Annotated in this window: 21 protein-coding genes and 1 riboswitch; of the genes, 6 read left to right on the forward strand and 15 right to left on the reverse strand. The window is 40.9% G+C overall.

The features are described 5' to 3' along the window. Positions 1-72: 72 nt before the first annotated feature. The 10 genes from P6709_RS17545 to metK form a co-directional block, all read right to left on the reverse strand. The gene (locus P6709_RS17545) at positions 73-441 is read right to left on the reverse strand and encodes a DUF948 domain-containing protein (RefSeq protein WP_278242232.1); all 369 of its coding nucleotides are present in this window, start codon (positions 439-441) and stop codon (positions 73-75) included. Positions 442-600: 159 nt separating this feature from the next. Continuing rightward, a complete protein-coding gene (locus P6709_RS17550) occupies positions 601-1,032 on the reverse strand; it encodes a DUF948 domain-containing protein (protein ID WP_278242233.1) in 432 nt (143 codons plus the stop codon). A gap of 69 nt (positions 1,033-1,101) precedes the next feature. Then, positions 1,102-1,542, reverse strand: a complete 441-nt coding sequence (locus P6709_RS17555; protein WP_278242234.1) for a site-2 protease family protein — start codon at positions 1,540-1,542, stop codon at positions 1,102-1,104. A 63-nt stretch (positions 1,543-1,605) separates the two neighbouring features. Further along, entirely contained in the window at positions 1,606-2,721 is a 1,116-nt protein-coding gene (locus P6709_RS17560) for an ABC transporter permease (RefSeq protein ID WP_278242235.1), read from the reverse strand. Continuing rightward, entirely contained in the window at positions 2,718-3,980 is a 1,263-nt protein-coding gene (locus P6709_RS17565; protein WP_278242236.1) for an ABC transporter permease, read from the reverse strand. The genes P6709_RS17560 and P6709_RS17565 overlap by 4 nt, the downstream gene beginning before the upstream one ends. A gap of 13 nt (positions 3,981-3,993) precedes the next feature. Then, complete coding sequence (locus P6709_RS17570; RefSeq protein WP_278242237.1) at positions 3,994-4,926, reverse strand: ABC transporter ATP-binding protein; 933 nt, start codon at positions 4,924-4,926, stop codon at positions 3,994-3,996. Between the two features lie 179 nt (positions 4,927-5,105). Further along, the gene (locus P6709_RS17575; protein WP_278242238.1) at positions 5,106-5,342 is read right to left on the reverse strand and encodes a hypothetical protein; all 237 of its coding nucleotides are present in this window, start codon (positions 5,340-5,342) and stop codon (positions 5,106-5,108) included. A 106-nt stretch (positions 5,343-5,448) separates the two neighbouring features. Beyond that, positions 5,449-6,099 carry a response regulator transcription factor gene (locus P6709_RS17580; protein ID WP_278242239.1) on the reverse strand — a complete coding sequence of 217 codons (651 nt, stop codon included), beginning with the start codon at positions 6,097-6,099 and terminating at the stop codon, positions 5,449-5,451. Next, positions 6,096-7,190, reverse strand: a complete 1,095-nt coding sequence (locus P6709_RS17585; protein ID WP_278242240.1) for a sensor histidine kinase — start codon at positions 7,188-7,190, stop codon at positions 6,096-6,098. Before P6709_RS17585 ends, P6709_RS17580 begins: the two co-directional genes overlap by 4 nt. Before the next feature lie 141 nt (positions 7,191-7,331). After that, positions 7,332-8,531 carry a methionine adenosyltransferase gene (gene metK / locus P6709_RS17590; RefSeq protein WP_278242241.1) on the reverse strand — a complete coding sequence of 400 codons (1,200 nt, stop codon included), beginning with the start codon at positions 8,529-8,531 and terminating at the stop codon, positions 7,332-7,334. 160 nt (positions 8,532-8,691) lie between these two features. Further along, positions 8,692-8,836, reverse strand: a riboswitch (SAM riboswitch). Between the two features lie 182 nt (positions 8,837-9,018). On the opposite strand from metK, the gene pckA reads away from it, so the two are divergent. Next, positions 9,019-10,611, forward strand: coding sequence for a phosphoenolpyruvate carboxykinase (ATP) (pckA, locus tag P6709_RS17595; protein WP_278242242.1), 1,593 nt, complete (start codon positions 9,019-9,021; stop codon positions 10,609-10,611). A 164-nt stretch (positions 10,612-10,775) separates the two neighbouring features. Here the strand turns inward: pckA and P6709_RS17600 are convergent, their stop codons facing one another. The 3 genes from P6709_RS17600 to ytkD are packed head-to-tail and all read right to left on the reverse strand — an operon-like array spanning position 10,776 to position 12,311. Next, positions 10,776-11,018, reverse strand: a complete 243-nt coding sequence (locus P6709_RS17600; protein ID WP_278242243.1) for a DUF2584 domain-containing protein — start codon at positions 11,016-11,018, stop codon at positions 10,776-10,778. Between the two features lie 14 nt (positions 11,019-11,032). Continuing rightward, positions 11,033-11,830, reverse strand: a complete 798-nt coding sequence (locus tag P6709_RS17605) for an alpha/beta hydrolase family protein (protein WP_278242244.1) — start codon at positions 11,828-11,830, stop codon at positions 11,033-11,035. 4 nt (positions 11,831-11,834) lie between these two features. Next, the gene (ytkD, locus tag P6709_RS17610) at positions 11,835-12,311 is read right to left on the reverse strand and encodes an RNA deprotection pyrophosphohydrolase (RefSeq protein WP_278242245.1); all 477 of its coding nucleotides are present in this window, start codon (positions 12,309-12,311) and stop codon (positions 11,835-11,837) included. Positions 12,312-12,452: 141 nt separating this feature from the next. Between ytkD and P6709_RS17615 the strand changes: the two genes are divergently transcribed. Beyond that, on the forward strand, positions 12,453-13,313 hold the full coding sequence (locus tag P6709_RS17615) for a DUF6612 family protein (RefSeq protein WP_278242246.1): 861 nt from the start codon (positions 12,453-12,455) through the stop codon (positions 13,311-13,313). A gap of 309 nt (positions 13,314-13,622) precedes the next feature. Here the strand turns inward: P6709_RS17615 and P6709_RS17620 are convergent, their stop codons facing one another. Further along, positions 13,623-14,018, reverse strand: a complete 396-nt coding sequence (locus P6709_RS17620; protein WP_278242247.1) for a hydrolase — start codon at positions 14,016-14,018, stop codon at positions 13,623-13,625. 156 nt (positions 14,019-14,174) lie between these two features. On the opposite strand from P6709_RS17620, the gene P6709_RS17625 reads away from it, so the two are divergent. Then, entirely contained in the window at positions 14,175-14,423 is a 249-nt protein-coding gene (locus tag P6709_RS17625) for a DUF6154 family protein (RefSeq protein ID WP_278242248.1), read from the forward strand. 169 nt (positions 14,424-14,592) lie between these two features. Here the strand turns inward: P6709_RS17625 and P6709_RS17630 are convergent, their stop codons facing one another. After that, entirely contained in the window at positions 14,593-15,036 is a 444-nt protein-coding gene (locus P6709_RS17630; RefSeq protein WP_278242249.1) for a Dps family protein, read from the reverse strand. Between the two features lie 162 nt (positions 15,037-15,198). Here P6709_RS17630 and ytzI point away from each other — a divergent pair, with 162 nt between their 5' ends. The 3 genes from ytzI (at position 15,199) to P6709_RS17645 (ending at position 16,926) form a co-directional block, all read left to right on the forward strand. After that, a complete protein-coding gene (ytzI, locus tag P6709_RS17635) occupies positions 15,199-15,378 on the forward strand; it encodes a YtzI protein (RefSeq protein ID WP_278242250.1) in 180 nt (59 codons plus the stop codon). A gap of 7 nt (positions 15,379-15,385) precedes the next feature. Next, complete coding sequence (yidD, locus tag P6709_RS17640) at positions 15,386-15,625, forward strand: membrane protein insertion efficiency factor YidD (RefSeq protein WP_278242251.1); 240 nt, start codon at positions 15,386-15,388, stop codon at positions 15,623-15,625. A 95-nt stretch (positions 15,626-15,720) separates the two neighbouring features. Continuing rightward, positions 15,721-16,926, forward strand: a complete 1,206-nt coding sequence (locus P6709_RS17645; RefSeq protein WP_278242252.1) for a metal ABC transporter solute-binding protein, Zn/Mn family — start codon at positions 15,721-15,723, stop codon at positions 16,924-16,926. The last annotated feature ends 10 nt before the right edge of the window (positions 16,927-16,936 follow it).

Here is a 16,936-nt window from a genome sequence, read left to right on the forward strand (position 1 = left end):
CTTGTATATTAAGCAGACAGATTTAGTTGAGAATTCGATGACAGGCCGATCCACAAACAACCCTGCCCCTTATTACCGGTAATTCTTCATTGAACTGGTTGGAGTTCTTTTTGGACGTGACGGCATTCCATCACTTCTCGTATTGGCTGCTTCCTTCACAGAATTTGTAATGCTGTGAATGACTTCCCCCACATCCTTTGCAGATTCCAGGAGCGGATCGACTGTCCGCATTTTATATTTTGCGTCGACCGTTACCTGATTAGCCGTAGAGATAAGCTTGGTCGATTCTTCTGTCAGGCCATGCACAGCATTTCTTACTTCAGCGAGTGTCTGATTCGTTTCACCAAGCGTCACCGTCGCCCTTTGCAGCAATCTTATTAAAAATACAACAAGCCAGATAAAGGCGATAGCGATAGCAGCAACACTGTATTCAATTGTCATTCAAAAAAACCCTCCCTTTTTCATCATTTTATGTACAAGCCTGATAGATATTCCTTTCTCAGGCACCTCATCGTGCAATATTTTGTTGTTCTTTCGAAAATACAAAAACTCCTTCCCATTCGGAAAGAAGTTTTGAGTACAGCCTGTATACGTAATAGATTACTTAATTTTAATCTTTACGCCGCCTGTAGGTGTGGAACTGATTAGGTTTACATTTGGTTCATGGCTTGGTGTATAAATGTCTGAACTTAAAGGAAACGTTTTACCAGATTGAGGAGTATTCACAGAAGCTTCACTCATTATATTCTGTGCCATTCCAGCCTGTTTAACTTTATCCGTGACGCTGTGAACCACTTCGCCTACATCCTTCGCAGATTCTAACAAAGGATCCAGCAGTTTAACTTTACTTTGGATATCCACCGTTGCCTGTTCTGCAGATTGAATCAATTTTTGTGATTCCTTTGTCAAACTGTTAATGCTGTTTTTCACTTCTGCGAGTGTAAGCTGGGTCACCCCAAGGGTTTGAATTAATTTAGCAGCCAAACAGATAAAAGCAGCTGATGCGCCGGCTGCACTGATTTTCATAATCATCAGGCTTCACCTTCCTTTCCATTACATTATGTAATGGTGCTGCCCTATATTCCTTCTCTTGCAGACGTCCTATATAAGTTCAACCAGCTTTTTGCCATCACTCTTTCCGTTTATCGTGGTAAACGGAATTAGATTAATAAACACATTTAAATAAGACACAAAAATAAAACTATCTAAATAGTTTCGAAAAACAAAAAAGTCATAACCTGTGTACAAGTCTAGTGCCAGTGCAGAAATAAGGTTAAAGATTACCCCGCCTAGTAGGATAAATACTTTTTGACTTTTACTAAATAAATCTTCCGTTGCAGTAACCACCCTTCCTCCTGCAAAATAAGCTTTATTTATAACAAACATGTTTTTTTGCCATAATACATCACCAATTCCTATGGCAAATTCACTTATCTTTCCGCCGAAAACTTTTATAAAAAAAGCGTGGCCTGATTCGTGAATGAATGCGATAAATGGAAAAATAAATAAAGTAATAATTACAAAATTCATTAAAAAGTCCAACGGTATGCTCTCCTTTACGTTCGTTACTGATTCACTTCAAAGATCCACCGGCACTGCCAGCTATTAAACATGTCGTTTCTCCATTAAATGAATGCCCAGCCCCATCATGACGACTCCCATTATGACCAGAATGCTAATTGGAAAAAGCAATTCATCTATTTGAAAACCGTAGACCGCAATCCCATTTAAAATTTCCATCCCATAGGTGAGTGGGTTAATTTTAGATAAGGCCAGCAGGAATTCTGATTCCACTATCTCGATCGGCCAGTAAGCACCGCCAATCATGGCCATACTGATTGCAAGAATGGGAATCACGGCATTAAATTGCTGAGTCGTTTTGACAAGAGCGGTTAAAAATATCGACATGGCAACAATCGCAAATACATAGGGGATTACGAACAAAAGTGCCTCGATGAACCGGCCGTTAAAGTCCACTCCCACCCAATAACGGAAAATCAGGAAAATGATCACTACCTGCAGATATCCTTCAAAAAACGTGTACAGTAAATTTGCTGTATACATCTCCCATTTTTTCACCGGAGATAAAATAATGCGGTACCATATCCCATCTTTCTTTTCTATTAAAATAGGCAGCACATTATAAGCAATCGTGTAAATCACAAAGAAGAGAGTGAAACCAAACAAAGTTTGAAACGTGCTGTCATACATCCAGGTGTTTGTTCCTCTAAAATGGCTGTTTGAAATGGTGAAAACGGGTGATTCCTGAGAGAGCCTCAATTCATTCAGCAGCTTTTCCTGATCAGCCTGATTTTCTCTTCCTGATGCAGCCATAATTTCCTCTTCTTGATGCTTCTTTCGATACAAATCTGATAGTGTATTTTCAATTAATGCAGCATTCGGAGAATCGACGCCTATAATAAGTCTATAGCCATCATTTGTTAAGATGGCACCTGCTTCTGCTTTTCCGTTAGTAATTCTTTCTTCCAGTTCCGCTTTTGATGTCCAGTCAAATGAATAGGTCTCATTTTCCACCAATGCGTTTCCAATAAAAGAATCTTGCACCTCTTGGTCTTCAGCATATAGAGGGACATGAACAGCTGCAGGCCCTCCTGACCCTCCCAAAACGAGTGCAAAACCAATCGACATCCCGGTAAAGATAACAAACGTAAGCGGCTTGCGAATAAATAATCTTATCCTTGCCAGCAAAATCCCAATCATATATTGGCCCCCCTTTTTGGAAAACTGACAGCCGCAGCTGCGATGGCGGCAAAACCAAAACAGACAAGAAAAATAAGATGCTCACTGATTGCTTCTAATTCATCTCCGCGCAGAACGGATAAATATGCAGACATTCCAGCTCCGTTCGGTGTAAAATTACCGAGTGTTTGAAGTAACACAGAAGAATCTCCTAATGGAAAAAAACTTCCCCCTAAAACCGCCATAATGGTAACTAAAATACTTGAAAAGAAACTCGTAACGACTTCTGATTTAAAACGGTAGCTTATGGCTGTCAATAAAGCAGCGATTCCTCCCACTGAAATGGCAAAAGCCAATGAAACGAGTAAAAAGAGTGGTATGTTCGCCCAGGATACATCAAAAAATACCCAGGCAAATCCAAATACGATCAGCAGATGGAAAAATGAAAAAAGAGTACCTGAAAGACAGACAGCGCTAAAGTAAATCCATCGGGAGACATTTGCGAGTATGATCCTGTTAAATACAAAGATCTTTCTCTCAAGAAAAGCAAATGTCCCTATGGTGGAAGCGACAAACAGCACATTCATTACAGCCATTCCCACTGTGTAATACCCTTTAGATGTGACGGGTTGACTTTGATTGATGGAGACTGTTTCACTAAAACGAATCTCCTCTGTGGGTTGCAGGATGCTTGGATCTAAATGATTGGCTGCTAGGAAATTTGTAAGCCCAATCTCTTCCTGATATTGTACGAGAATATCATTCACGATTTTTGCTCCAACCTGGCTGCCCTCATTGTTCAGCACAAGAAGCGCTGGCTGATTGTTTTGATTAGTCATGATTCCTTCTAACATTTCATAGGTGAAATGCTCGGGAACTTCAATTACGGATGTATAGGTTGAATCATTGAGGATTTGATCTTTATCCTCTAAATCCATTTCCTGAAAATCAATAAATGCTTTGATGTCTTCATGACCAAAGACCGTATCCTTTAATGTTTGAATAAACCTGAACTCTTCATCCTTCTGAATGCTTTCAATCATTTCAGGGGGAAGTTTATCTGAAAAATCTTCAATAAACCGGTCTATTTGTTGTTCTTCATCTTCGTGTTCAATCAATGCAACTTTCAAATTGATTTTTGGAGGCTCTCCATTCATGGTTCCTCCCAGAGCCGTCCCTAAAATTGTGATCAACACAATTGGAAGACCGACTACTAACAGCAGCTGCATCGGATTTCTCCATAAAAGCAAGCCTTGCTTCTTTATAAATTGCCATATCATGTGAGCTTCACCTCTAATCTCTTAATGCTCTTCCGGTCAGATGGAGAAAAACGTCTTCCAAAGTAGGAGTTTTAATGTCTAGAGAATGCAGATCCAGCTGTGAATCTTCCGCCATTTTGATAAGCGGGGAGAAAATATTCACTTCTTTTCCTGCCATAATGGTTACTTCTTTTTCACTGACCACCACGCGGTTAACAAGAGGATTTTCTTTTAAACTGCCGATAAATGCATCATTCATATTGTCAGCTTTAATTGAGATCACTTTTTCTGCAGACAGGATGCTTTTGATTTCATCTTTTGTGCCTGAAGCAATTAGATTTCCCTGGTCCATAATGTAGATTCTGTCACATAAAAATTCTACTTCCTCCATGTAATGACTCGTGTAAAGAATTGTGATCTGCTTCTCCCTGTTCAGGCGTTTGACCGTTTCAAGAATATAGTTTCTCGACTGGGGATCAATGCCCACTGTCGGTTCGTCCATAATAAGAAACTCGGGCTCATGTAAAAGAGCTACCCCAATATTCAGCCGCCGCTTCATTCCTCCCGAATACTTCTTCACAACATCTTTGCGTCTGTCCGTCAGACCAATGAGCTTTAATACTTCATCGATTTTTCTTTTTAATTCAACACCTTTGATGTTATAAATTCTTCCGAAAAATTGAAGATTCTCTTCAGCAGTTAAATCACTGTATAAGGCGATGTCCTGTGGAACCATTCCTACCATATCCCTTAATGGTGCAGGGTTTTTCAAAATGCTTTTTCCATTAAATTTCACATCGCCTGATGAAGGTTCTAGTAGAGAAGAAAGCATGGAAATAGCGGTGGATTTTCCAGCACCATTGGGACCAAGCAGTCCAATAATCTCCCCTTTTTCAATAAACATATTTAAATTTTCTACGGCATGCACCTGTTTAAACTTCTTGGACAAGTTAATTAATTCAAGCATTTCCTCACCCTCCTGTTCATTTAGCTTATGCTCTAGCCAAAGTAGATAAAAGTGGCTGAGGTCATAAGTTTTTTCTGTTGAAGTGACCTGCGTCATTTTAAATATAGAAAAGAATGCACTCACGAGTAAAAAGCTTATCGTGAATGCATTCTCGTTATGTAATGCTTTTTTTACTTAATTTAGATCTGCCAGTTCAGTAGGACATACAGGAAGATAATTAAAAGAACAAAAGATAAAGTATATTTCCAATAATTCTGTTTTCTGTCTTGTTCATTAATATAACCCTCAACAAAGATAGCTGTAATCATCAAATAAAAAACAGTATCATGCCTTATAAAAGCATAAGCCAGTATCCCAACAGCTACTGTAATTCCTATAAGGACACTAAAATCTTTATTTGTTGAAGTGATTTGCAAGTTATATCCTCCTTTAAAAATAGTCAGTGCCTAACTGGAATTCCAGATTTCCGATCTCTAACGCTGTTCACATTGTTAAATTTTATACTGGTACTTTAATCGACTCTCAGTGTTCCGATAATTCATTACGAACGGCATAAATGGCTAATTGAGTCCGGTCACGAAGATCCAGCTTTTGTAGAATAAGTGTCAAATGATTTTTAACCGTCCCAACAGATAAATACAGCTTTTCTGCAATCTCTCTATTTGTCTGCCCTTCCCCGACTAATTTGATAATGGCTAATTCACGAGACGAAAACGGGTGGGCTGCTTTAGAGGAATTTTCTTTTTTAGTCCGCTGCAATAATCGCGGCATCACTTTTGCAGCTACTTCATCATGAATCGTTAAGCCTCCGTTCATACAGCTGTAAATAGCATCGAGCAGCTTCGCAGATTCCGAGGTTTTCAGCAAAAATCCGTTCGCTCCTTCTTTTAAAGCCTGCATCGCATATTCTTCATCGTTAAAGGTAGTAAGGATCAGCACTTTTATTGCCGGCCACTGCTTTTTGATTTCCCGGGTTGCTTCAATGCCATTCATCACCGGCATTCTGATATCCATTAAAACCACATCGACAATATGATTTTGCAGGATTTCAATGGCTTTTCGTCCGTTTTCTGCTTCATGTGCCACACGGATGGACGGGTCCTGTTCAAGTATAATTTTAAGGCCTTGCCTTACGATTGCCTGATCTTCAACAAGTAAAATGTTCAAATTCATATTTTCTCCCCCCATAGAATCGGAATTGCGCCTCTGACAATAAACTCTTTTTCAGTCTGATAGGCTTCCAAATTCCCATCAAGCTCTTCTGCTCTTTTTTTCATATTGGTTAACCCAAAACCGTATGAAAAAGCCTCTGCTTTAAATATAGAGTTTCGAATCTCAAATGATAATGAATCGGCTGCAGACTTTCCCAACGTTATATGCACTTCTCTTGATTGAGCATGCCGCATAGCGTTTGTTAAGGCTTCCTGTATGACGCGATAAAGCACAACACTTGTTTCATTTGAAATTGGGAAGGATAATACTCCTTGTTTCATCGTAAATTGCACAAGAATATGGCTCTCTGCTTCGAGCTTTCTAATTAAATGCACGACGGTTGCAATTCCTTCGTTTTCTTCTGTTTGCAGCGCTTTAACCGCATGCCTGGTTTCATTCAAGCTCTCCTGGGCCATTCGCTTTAGCTCTGTGTAACCCGTTTTGTTGTCCTGTATCGTGAGGACCTCCAGCTTCATAATAAGTGCTGTCAATCGATGCCCTACTGAGTCATGGATGTCGCCGGCAATCCTTGTCCGTTCCTCAAGCCGGGCATTCCTTTCGCCAGAGATGCTCAATCGCTTTACTTTACGGTATTCATTTAGAAGAGTTTCATAAATTTCCTTTTGTTCATTTCGTTCCATGATCATCCTGTTTAGTTTTAAAACCGGGAAGTAAACAAGTACAGTCAGAAGAAGCCATTCAACAAACCGACCGTCGCTAAGCCAGGTTATGATGAGGGAAGAAAGTAAATTCAGTAAAATATAAGAAAGAAAATAGGATTGCTTTATTCGAAATGATGCTTCAATTGAAAGATACAGCAATGCTACTACATACAGCCCAACTTCTGAATGCTGCCAAATTCCGTGGGATACAATGAAGAGTGTCTGTATGATATACAGTAAAAAGAGGCTCTTATTAAGGGATAAAAAAAAGTAGACACTCAATGCACCTGCAAAAATCAGGATGCTTACAGGCTTGTTTTCGCTTTGAAATAAAATGATAAGAATCCAAATTAAGCTAAAGAGGCTGAACCTTACCCAAAACTGTTTCATATACATTCCTGCCTTTACTAAAATCTTCTCTTTAAGGAATACTTTGCTTATTGCCATGATACCGCAGTTATTTTAATAAATATATCCCAAAAAAAAATCAGCTGGGGGATTCCCAGCTGACGCAAAAATTATGATTCTTTTTTATCTAGCTGCCTGTTCTTTTAAAGCATCTGCTTTATCCGTTTGCTCCCATGGAAGATCCAGATCATTTCGGCCGAAGTGGCCATAGGCTGCAGTTTGTTTGTAAATTGGGCGGCGCAGGTTCAGCATACGGATAATGCCGGCAGGACGCAGGTCAAAATTGCTGCGCACAAGATCGATCAGCACATCTTCTTCTGCTTTTCCTGTACCAAATGTATCAATCGAGATGGATACAGGCTGTGCTACACCAATTGCATAGGCAAGCTGAACTTCAACCTTGTCTGCAAGTCCTGCTGCGACTAGATTTTTTGCAACGTAGCGAGCAGCGTAAGCACCTGAGCGGTCAACTTTTGTTGCGTCTTTACCGGAGAAGGCACCTCCGCCGTGACGTGCATATCCTCCGTACGTATCAACAATAATCTTACGTCCGGTCAATCCAGCATCCCCTTGTGGTCCGCCAATGACAAAACGGCCGGTCGGGTTAATAAAGTATTTTGTTTCCTCGTCAATCAAATGCGCCGGAACAACTGGCTTAATCACATGGTCCTTTAGATTGCGCTGGATCTGTTCAAGGCTGACCTCCGGGTGGTGCTGAGTGGAAATAACAATCGTATCAATACGAACCGGTTGATTGTTTTCATCATATTCTACTGTTACCTGTGTTTTACCATCAGGCCGCAGATAAGGAAGGATTTCTTCTTTGCGTACTTCTGTTAAACGGCGTGATAATTTATGAGCCAGTGAGATCGGAAGCGGCATTAATTCATTTGTTTCATTACAGGCAAAGCCGAACATTAAGCCCTGATCTCCTGCTCCGATGGATTCAATTTCTTCATCAGACATTTTGCCTTCACGGTCTTCTAGCGCCACATCCACCCCGGCAGCGATATCAGCAGACTGCTCATCAATGGAAGTCAGTACTGCGCAAGTTTCTGCATCAAAACCATATTTTGCACGGGTGTAGCCTATTCCCTTTATGGTTTCACGAACGATTTTAGGAATGTCTACATACGTAGAGGTTGAAATTTCTCCGGCTACAAGCACGAGTCCCGTAGTAACAGATGTCTCACATGCTACTCTGGCATTCGGATCATCCTTTAAAATAGCATCCAAAATAGAATCTGAAATCTGATCGCAAATTTTGTCCGGATGTCCTTCTGTAACAGACTCAGACGTAAACAAATGACGTTTTGTTGACATAGTGTCTCCTCCTTGTGAAGCGTATATGTTGGACGGTACTCATTACCCTTAGAGATCGAACGTTAACCTTTTGTAGATCATCCAAGTCATGGCACGACATAAAATAAACCCTTCCCCGGTTGGTTCATGAGGAAAGGTTTTGTAGAAAGCGCGCCTTTCACTCTTATCGTTCAAGGCATAATTGCCCTGCTACAGGTTAGCACCTTCGCTCCATGTGAGTGAATCGCAAAAGTCACGGGGACTTTCTTGCAGAGCAGGTTGCTGGGTTTCATAGGGCCTGTCCCTCCACCAGCTCGGGATAAGAGTATCCGTTCAAAAAACTATCATACGCAAATGAAACCGGGATGTCAACTCACAAAGTACTTTTTTCTGTTAGAATGAATAAGTAAGTAAATCAATTTAATAGTATAGACTATTCAATCCAATGTGTTATACTAATGTCGAATAAAGGTGCATGATTATTTCTTGATTAGGGGTGGGAATTAGAATGAACATAATCCGAAAAACAACTGATGTAACTGAATTGCTAAATAAGGACCATGTCCAGCTGAATCTTTCAGTGCCAAACCTGGTAGAAAAGATTCTGGAACGCGGTGAGGGGACCCTGACTTCCTCCGGCGCTGTAAAAGCCGAGACCGGTACATATACAGGCAGGTCTCCAAAAGATAAGTATACAGTTGATGAACCATCGACTAGAGACCAGATTGATTGGGGAAACGTCAATCAGCCGATTTCCGCAGACGTATTTGACCGGCTTTACACTAAAATTATCAATCACCTTCACGATCTTGATGAAGTATTTGTATTTGAAGGTTTCGCCGGAGCGGATGAAACTTCAAGACTTCCGATTCGTGTCGTGAATGAACGCGCGTGGCACAATTTATTTGCTCACCAGCTGTTTATCCGGCAGAAGCAAGGCGATCAATGGGACAATGGAGGAGAAAAACCATTTACCATTTTATCTGCCCCATCTGTAAAGGCTGATCCATCTACTGACGGAACTCGTTCTGAAACCTTTATTATCGTATCTTTTGAAAAAAGAACCATCCTGATCGGCGGAACTGAATATGCTGGCGAAATGAAAAAATCTATTTTTTCCATTATGAATTATCTGCTGCCTCAAAAAGATATTCTGCCTATGCATTGCTCAGCCAACGTCGGAGCGGAGGGAGATGTAGCTTTATTCTTCGGTCTTTCCGGAACAGGCAAAACCACTCTTTCAGCTGATGCGGATAGACGGTTAATCGGGGACGATGAGCATGGATGGTCTGATAACGGCGTGTTTAATATCGAAGGCGGCTGCTATGCAAAATGCATTCAGCTGTCACGGGAAAAAGAACCGCAGATTTTCGATGCCATCCGGTTTGGATCTGTCCTGGAGAACGTTGTATTAAATCCGGATACAAAAGAAGCCGATTATAATGACTCTTCTTTAACCGAAAATACCCGTGCTGCTTATCCGCTTCAGGCTATTTCCAATATTGTGGATCCAAGTAAAGCGGGACATCCGAATACCATTATCTTTCTTACAGCTGATGCATTTGGCGTGCTGCCTCCTATTTCAAAATTAACAAAAGAACAGGCGATGTATCATTTCCTTAGCGGATATACATCAAAGCTCGCCGGCACTGAGCGGGGCGTGACTGAACCGGAAGCAACCTTTTCAACCTGCTTTGGATCGCCATTCCTTCCTCTTCGTCCAACGGTTTATGCTGAAATGCTTGGAAAGAAGATGGAACAGCATGACGTGGAGGTCTTTCTTGTTAATACCGGCTGGACCGGGGGAGCTTATGGAACGGGAAGCCGCATGAAATTGTCTTATACACGCGCTATGGTTCGTGCTGCCCTGCACGGGGAACTTACAAATGCTGAAACGACGAAAAGCGGGTTGTTCGGCCTTGAAACACCTACCCATGTACCAGGAGTGCCAGACGATGTGCTGATTCCACGATTCGCATGGCCGTCAGAAAAAGAGTATGAAGCCAAAGCTGAAGAACTGGCAAATCAATTTAAAGAAAACTTTAAAAAGTTCTCCAATGTGGATGAAAATATCATTAAGCTTGGCGGACCGATTGTATAGTACTTGCTAAAATTGAAACGTCAAAAAGCCTGAGACACAGTGTCTCAGGCTTTTTGACCGGTTTACTGCGTTCAAGGATGTGGAGTTAACCTTTTTCCAGGATTTACCTTGCGCAGTCTTATCCTGCCCTGATTTTCATTGGCACAAAATTGAACACGGCTCTATTAGTTACTCGATTGAAGTGTTAAAAGCTCATAGGAAATGATGGTGGACTGGTCTCTCCACTCTAACCGGTGAATCTGCCCGGTACCGCTTAATTCCCCTTCTTTCGTTCTCTTAACTTCGAGCGGTACATGCATGGGGTATAAACGATAGCCTTCTTTAATAAGCTGAAAAAAATTTTCCTGCTGTCTGTGCTCTTTCCCTTTTGTCACAATCATGGTATTTACTTCTAGCGGCATTCCCACTTCGATCTCTCCTCCTAGTTAAAATCAGCTTTCTGCATTTTCATCCAGCTGCAAAGTTCCTTTACGGTCTTCCGGTTATAAACCGGTGGAAATACATGATCAAATTCTTCATAATACATCGTTTCCACTTTTTTGTTCAGTTCTTTCATTCTCTTTTCTAATCGATATGCGTGCTCAATTGTAACATTCGTATCTTTTGCTCCGTGAATAATAAGCACTGGTGCTTTCATGGCCTCCAATTCATAAAGAGGAGTTCTGTATTTATAAGCGTCTTCCTTCTTAGCAGGTGTTCCGCCGATTACTCTTTTCATCATCCGCCTCAGATCTTTACGTTCCTCATACGTTAATGTCAGATCTGATACTCCTCCCCATGTTACTACAGATGCAATGGATGAGAATTCCACTCCTGCCTGCAGCGCCATTACGCCACCTCTTGAGAAGCCGAATACATGGATTTTATGATTGAGAACACGTGGATGCTGCTGGAGCAGACGAACGCCTGAAAAAGCGTCTTCCCGGTCTTCTCCTGCAAAATCCTCATTTCCCTCGCCGCCTCTGTTCCCGCGATAATAGGGAGCGAAAACAATAAATCCCTGATCTGCAAATTGTGCAATTCTTGATGGACGCACCATTCCTACATTTTTTATGCCACCTCTTAAATATAAAAACCCATCAAGATTTTCATTGCCTTCAGGTTCTGCTAAAAGCCCTTTTACTTTTAATCCCGCTGACCACATAGTAATAAGATAAAGGGCCACTCGGGGATTAGGGGAAGGAAACGGAACCCTGGATATGATCTCTCCATCTTTCATGTTTTCATCCCTTTCTGTTCAGACGGTATTCCCAAAAATGCAGGGCATGAGTCAGCACATCATCCTTCATTAAAAAACTGAATTCATCTCCCATCCTCACGCTTTCTAAATGATCTCCCACTATTAGCGGTCCGGCAGTCTCAAAGTAGTGCTCCTGAGGGTGGAGCATGACGAGTTCTGTAAAAAAAACGGCTTTTATAAACGGAAGCTGATCTTCCACCCTGTATTGACCAATATAATGCAGCTCTCCCGCTTCTCCACCCAGCTCTTCTCTAATTTCCCTAATGGCTGCTTCCTTGAGGGTTTCTCCTGCTTCCACCTTGCCTCCCGGGAATTCAAGCCCTCTTTGCTTATGTTTTGTTACGATCCATTTATTTTGATAGCGGGTTAAAATCCACACATGTTTTGGTTCTTCCCCAAAAGGAAGCTTTTCAAAAGAAAAATGAACTCTTTTCCCTACAAAATCATTAAATACGTGCAAATAACCCCTCCTTAAATAACCCAAAAGTGGTATTAATATGATATTAGTGGAAACTTTTAGTCGTAATATGAAACTTTTTCTACTTTCAATCGTACTACCTATAGTACAGCATCTAAAAAAAATCAAAAGGAGAGATTCACTTTGCGAAAAAAATGGACAATCGGTTTAACCAGTGCTTCCTTGGCACTTGTACTAGCAGCCTGTTCGGATACAGCAGATCCTGTTGATGGTACTGATGAAAATGAGAGTTCAGATTTAACACTTGAAGAAGTATACGAAAAATCTGTTCAGGCAGGCGAAGACATCTCCAGCATGGAAGCTGTCATTCAAATGAATCAAAACTTGACGATCCCAGGTGAAGAAATGGAAATGAAGACCAACTCCACCATTGATATGGACATGGTCTTAGAGCCTTTGGCACTTTACCAGAAGGTTGAAACGACAGGTGAAGGCATGATGGAAAGCGAAGAAGCTATGACGGTAGAGTCTTATCTGACTGAAGATGGATTTTATATGTATGACGCTGCCTCAGAGCAATGGACAAAGCTTCCTAAAGAAATGTCAGACGAGATTATACAATTGTCAAATTCTCAAAATCAGCCTAACGAGCAGTTGAAAGCACTTGAACCATTTATGGAAGATTTCTCGTTTGAACAAGACGATTCTTCTTATATTTTAACGCTGAATGCCTCAGGTGAAAAGTTTAGCGAATTTTTAATTGAACAGGCAAGCGAAACAATGCCTGATCTTGGCATGGGCATGTCTGCTGAAGAACTGTTCAAAGATACACAGTTTGAAGACGTCATGTATGAAATCGAGATCGACAAAGAAACCTTCCTCCCTTCACGTCTTGATATGGATATGACCATGATTATGACCATGCAGGGAGAATCACTGGAAATTGAACAACAGTCTGAAACTGTTTATGAAAATTTCAACACAATCGATGAAATTACCGTTCCACAGGAAGTACTGGACTCTGCTGTTGAAACACAGGGATAGTTTTCTATAAGCTTCGGTTGATAAGTTTTTCAAATAAAATCTAAATTTTTGTGTATTTGAAAATGTCTGGGACAAAACTCAAAAAAGTTTAATGAGGACATATTTATGAAGAGCAGCAGGTGAACGGAGCGGAAGGTGGCGGTTCCTGCAGAACATGACGGCAAGCTGAGCCCCCGCAAGGCAAAACCTGTGGAGGGCTCAGCGCCGTCCCTGCGACATGCGTCCGCCTGAAGCGAAGTGAACCGGTTGTAGAGCTTGAGACATTTTTGTCTCAGGCTCTTTTTCATCCTTTATTATTTTTAATCGTCTTCATTGGTTTTCTTCAACCGGAGAAATTTTTTGATCCAGTTTGTGATCGCCCTTCACCTGAATAAATGGATGCTCTTTTGTAGCTGGTACGATCCCCATGCTTTCAATATGCTTAACTGCAGCTTCATCGCCTATTTCATGAATATAAGAATAAATTTCCACCAGCACACTGTCCTGCTGCCGGTTCGGCTCATCATCATGATATTGAACGTAAGGTGTCTGAGCACGAACAGCACTGTCAAACCCAATGTCATTGTTTTGGTCAAATAAGTAGCGAAGCTTGCTGATTTGATCATCTGTTGCATCTACAACAAATTCATAAGGGGAATATTCTCCGCTTCGATTAATTTCGCCTCGCGCAACCGAGACATAGTATGTTTTTTTCATGTCGTCCATAATTCTCACTCCTTTTCCTAAAGTATGTCCATTTACAGCCCTATTCAAAGCTTTTTTTAATGGTTTAAATCAGTGATATTGGGTATAGTTATTTATATACCACTTACCCCTTTGGATTTTGGCCAGCATGACACAACGCGAAATGGGGATGAACCTATGATGAAACTTGTAGACGAAATTCTTGAAATGTACAGAGGAAAATTGCGCGGAACCCAGGAAGATTTGGATATTATTGCTTTTACCATATTGGAGCAGCTTAACCGGGATGAACTTCTTTCAATGGTGAAAGATATGTCGGAGGATGAGCTTGCTTATTTTATCAGACTCTACATAGTAGAATCGCTGAAGGGAAAACTTGACCAAAGCGAAAATGCAGCTGAAGAAAACGAGAACCTTTACCATTGATGAACAACTGCATTTCTATAAAAATCCGACACGGAACTGAGTGACGTCAATGACTTTATTTGACATCACTCAGTCTTTTTTTCTGCTTACTTTTCACCCGATTTTATAAAAAAATACACCTGCTCTGTAATCCCTTCGGATCAAAGAGCAGGTGCATATAGAAATGTTTTTATTTTCCAAGGAATGAACGAAGCATCCACGAGTGTTTTTCGAGGCTCTGATGAACAGAAAGCAGCATATCTCCTGTCATTTCATCATTTACGCTTCCTGCAATCTCCATTCCTTCTTTCAAATGGTTCATTAGCGTTTGAAAATCATTATATAACGCCTCCACCATCTGATCGGCCGACTCATTTCCTGATGCTTCCTGAACAAGCGAAAGCTCTAGTGATTCCCTTAACGTAGCAACGGGTTCTCCCTGTAAAGCAAGAAGCCTTTCAGCAAGCTCATCAATGTGAACACCCGCTTCGTTATAAAGTTCTTCAAATTTTTCATGAAGTGTGAAAAACTGGTGCCCTTTTACGTACCAGTGGTAATTATGTAACTTGGTGTAAAGCACAGTCCAGCTTGCGATTTGTCTGTTTACATTTTGAACTAATTGATCTTGTGGCATTGTTCATCCTCCTAATGGGTAATCTATATTTAATGTTTACCACATGTTGTTTAACTTAAACCAATCGACGTTTAATGCGCCTTCCCTGCTTTAAAACAAGAAACAAGAAACAAGAAATAATCATTGTTGAATGCTAAACTGAAATGGAAGGAGTTGAAATTCATGTCACTAGGCGGTCTGATGTTTCTGTCTATTTTGGTCATTGTTTTAATTACTGCTTTGTTTATTATCGCAACGAACCGCGGATATGATTATGAACATACCGTTGACCCTCTTCCTGAAAAAAATAAGCCTGTTAAAAATACAGAACCTCCTTCAAATTCATCAACTGATGAAAGGTGATTTGTAATTGAGTAAACTGCTGCTATCCATTATTTCTTTTTACCGGAAGTTTATTTCGCCCCTTACTCCTCCAAGCTGCAGGTTTTATCCCACCTGCTCCCAATATGGAATGGAAGCCATTCAAAAGCACGGTGCCCTAAAAGGCGGGTGGCTGACAGTCATAAGACTTTTAAAATGTCATCCATTTCATCGTGGCGGAATCGATTATGTTCCTGAAAAAAAACCATCAAAGAAAAATATTTCTTGATGGTTTTTTCCTTGCATTATGAAAGAATTCATAGTATATTATGCCTTGTTGATTAAATCGTAATTATTACTATTTAAAAAAGAGGTGCAGAAAAAGTGAAAAAATCCGCTTGGATCCTGCTGCTTGCGTCCACTACTTGGATCCTGTCAGCATGTAATACAGAATCAACATCTGATTCAAATGAGAAATTGGAAGTGTACACGACCGTATATCCTCTGCAGGACTTTGCAGAAAAAATAGGCGGAGAGTATGTCGAAGTCGAAACAATTTATCCACCAGGAGCAGATGAGCATACGTATGAACCGTCTCAGCAGGATATGATTAAGCTTGCTGAAGCCGACTTGTTTTTCTATATTGGTCTAGGTCTTGAGGGCTTTGTAGATAGCGCAACCGATGTATTGGAAAGCCAGGAACTGGTTATGGTTCCCACTGCTGATTATATAACGGATGAGGAGCTTGAAGGCAGTACTGAAGATGGTCATACTCATGATGAGGAAGAACATGCCCACGATGAAGAAGAGCACGCTCATGACGAAGAAGAACATGCCCACGATGAAGAAGAGCACGCTCATGACGAAGAAGAGCACGCTCATGACGAAGAAGAGCACGCTCATGACGAAGAGGAACATGCTCACGATGAAGAAGAGCACGCTCATGACGAAGAAGAACATGCTCACGATGAAGAAGAAGAGCACGCTCATGACGAAGAAGAACATGCTCACGATGAAGAAGAAGAGCACGCTCATGAAGGTCATGAAGGACATGACCATGGAGATGTAGATCCTCATGTCTGGCTGGATCCGGTTCTTTCAAAATCTCTTGCAGAAACGGTCAGGGATTCTCTTGTAGAAGAGATGCCGGAGCAGGAAGAATACTTTAATGAAAATTATGAAGAAGTGATTTCGCAGTTAGATGAAATGAATGAATCCTTTGAGCAACTGGCTGACGATGCACAGATCAATCATTTATTTGTCTCCCATGCAGCCTATGGATATTGGGAGAACCGCTACGGCTTTGAACAAAACGCCATTGCAGGCATTTCAACGAGTGATGAACCCTCTCAGCGTGAATTAACTGAGGTAATAGAGCTTGCTAAAGAAAATAACATTGAGCATATTCTATTCGAGCAAAATGTATCTTCCAATTTAACTGAAGTGATTCAGCAGGAGATTGGTGCAGAGGCGCTGCAGCTTCATAATCTTTCAGTCCTGACTGAAGAAGATATTGAAAACGAAGAAGATTATTTTTCTTTAATGGAAAAAAATATTGAAACTCTTCGCAAAGCCCTTCAGGCAGAATAAAAAACAAGAG

It is taken from the genome of Jeotgalibacillus sp. ET6 (assembly GCF_029667115.1).
In the GTDB taxonomy this organism is placed as follows: Bacteria; Bacillota; Bacilli; order Bacillales; family Jeotgalibacillaceae; genus Jeotgalibacillus.

What these genes read in the sequence shown, in the direction of transcription:
- P6709_RS17625 (WP_278242248.1), top strand. Translation starts at nt 14,175, where the DNA reads ATGATGAAACTTGTAGACGAAATTCTTGAAATGTACAGAGGAAAATTG.
- ytzI (WP_278242250.1), top strand. Translation starts at nt 15,199, where the DNA reads ATGTCACTAGGCGGTCTGATGTTTCTGTCTATTTTGGTCATTGTTTTA.
- P6709_RS17605 (WP_278242244.1), bottom strand. Translation starts at nt 11,830, where the DNA reads ATGAAAGATGGAGAGATCATATCCAGGGTTCCGTTTCCTTCCCCTAAT.
- P6709_RS17630 (WP_278242249.1), bottom strand. Translation starts at nt 15,036, where the DNA reads ATGCCACAAGATCAATTAGTTCAAAATGTAAACAGACAAATCGCAAGC.
- metK (WP_278242241.1), bottom strand. Translation starts at nt 8,531, where the DNA reads ATGTCAACAAAACGTCATTTGTTTACGTCTGAGTCTGTTACAGAAGGA.
- P6709_RS17580 (WP_278242239.1), bottom strand. Translation starts at nt 6,099, where the DNA reads ATGAATTTGAACATTTTACTTGTTGAAGATCAGGCAATCGTAAGGCAA.
- P6709_RS17545 (WP_278242232.1), bottom strand. Translation starts at nt 441, where the DNA reads ATGACAATTGAATACAGTGTTGCTGCTATCGCTATCGCCTTTATCTGG.
- P6709_RS17565 (WP_278242236.1), bottom strand. Translation starts at nt 3,980, where the DNA reads ATGATATGGCAATTTATAAAGAAGCAAGGCTTGCTTTTATGGAGAAAT.
- P6709_RS17585 (WP_278242240.1), bottom strand. Translation starts at nt 7,190, where the DNA reads ATGAAACAGTTTTGGGTAAGGTTCAGCCTCTTTAGCTTAATTTGGATT.
- pckA (WP_278242242.1), top strand. Translation starts at nt 9,019, where the DNA reads ATGAACATAATCCGAAAAACAACTGATGTAACTGAATTGCTAAATAAG.
- P6709_RS17570 (WP_278242237.1), bottom strand. Translation starts at nt 4,926, where the DNA reads ATGCTTGAATTAATTAACTTGTCCAAGAAGTTTAAACAGGTGCATGCC.
- P6709_RS17550 (WP_278242233.1), bottom strand. Translation starts at nt 1,032, where the DNA reads ATGATTATGAAAATCAGTGCAGCCGGCGCATCAGCTGCTTTTATCTGT.
- P6709_RS17620 (WP_278242247.1), bottom strand. Translation starts at nt 14,018, where the DNA reads ATGGACGACATGAAAAAAACATACTATGTCTCGGTTGCGCGAGGCGAA.
- P6709_RS17560 (WP_278242235.1), bottom strand. Translation starts at nt 2,721, where the DNA reads ATGATTGGGATTTTGCTGGCAAGGATAAGATTATTTATTCGCAAGCCG.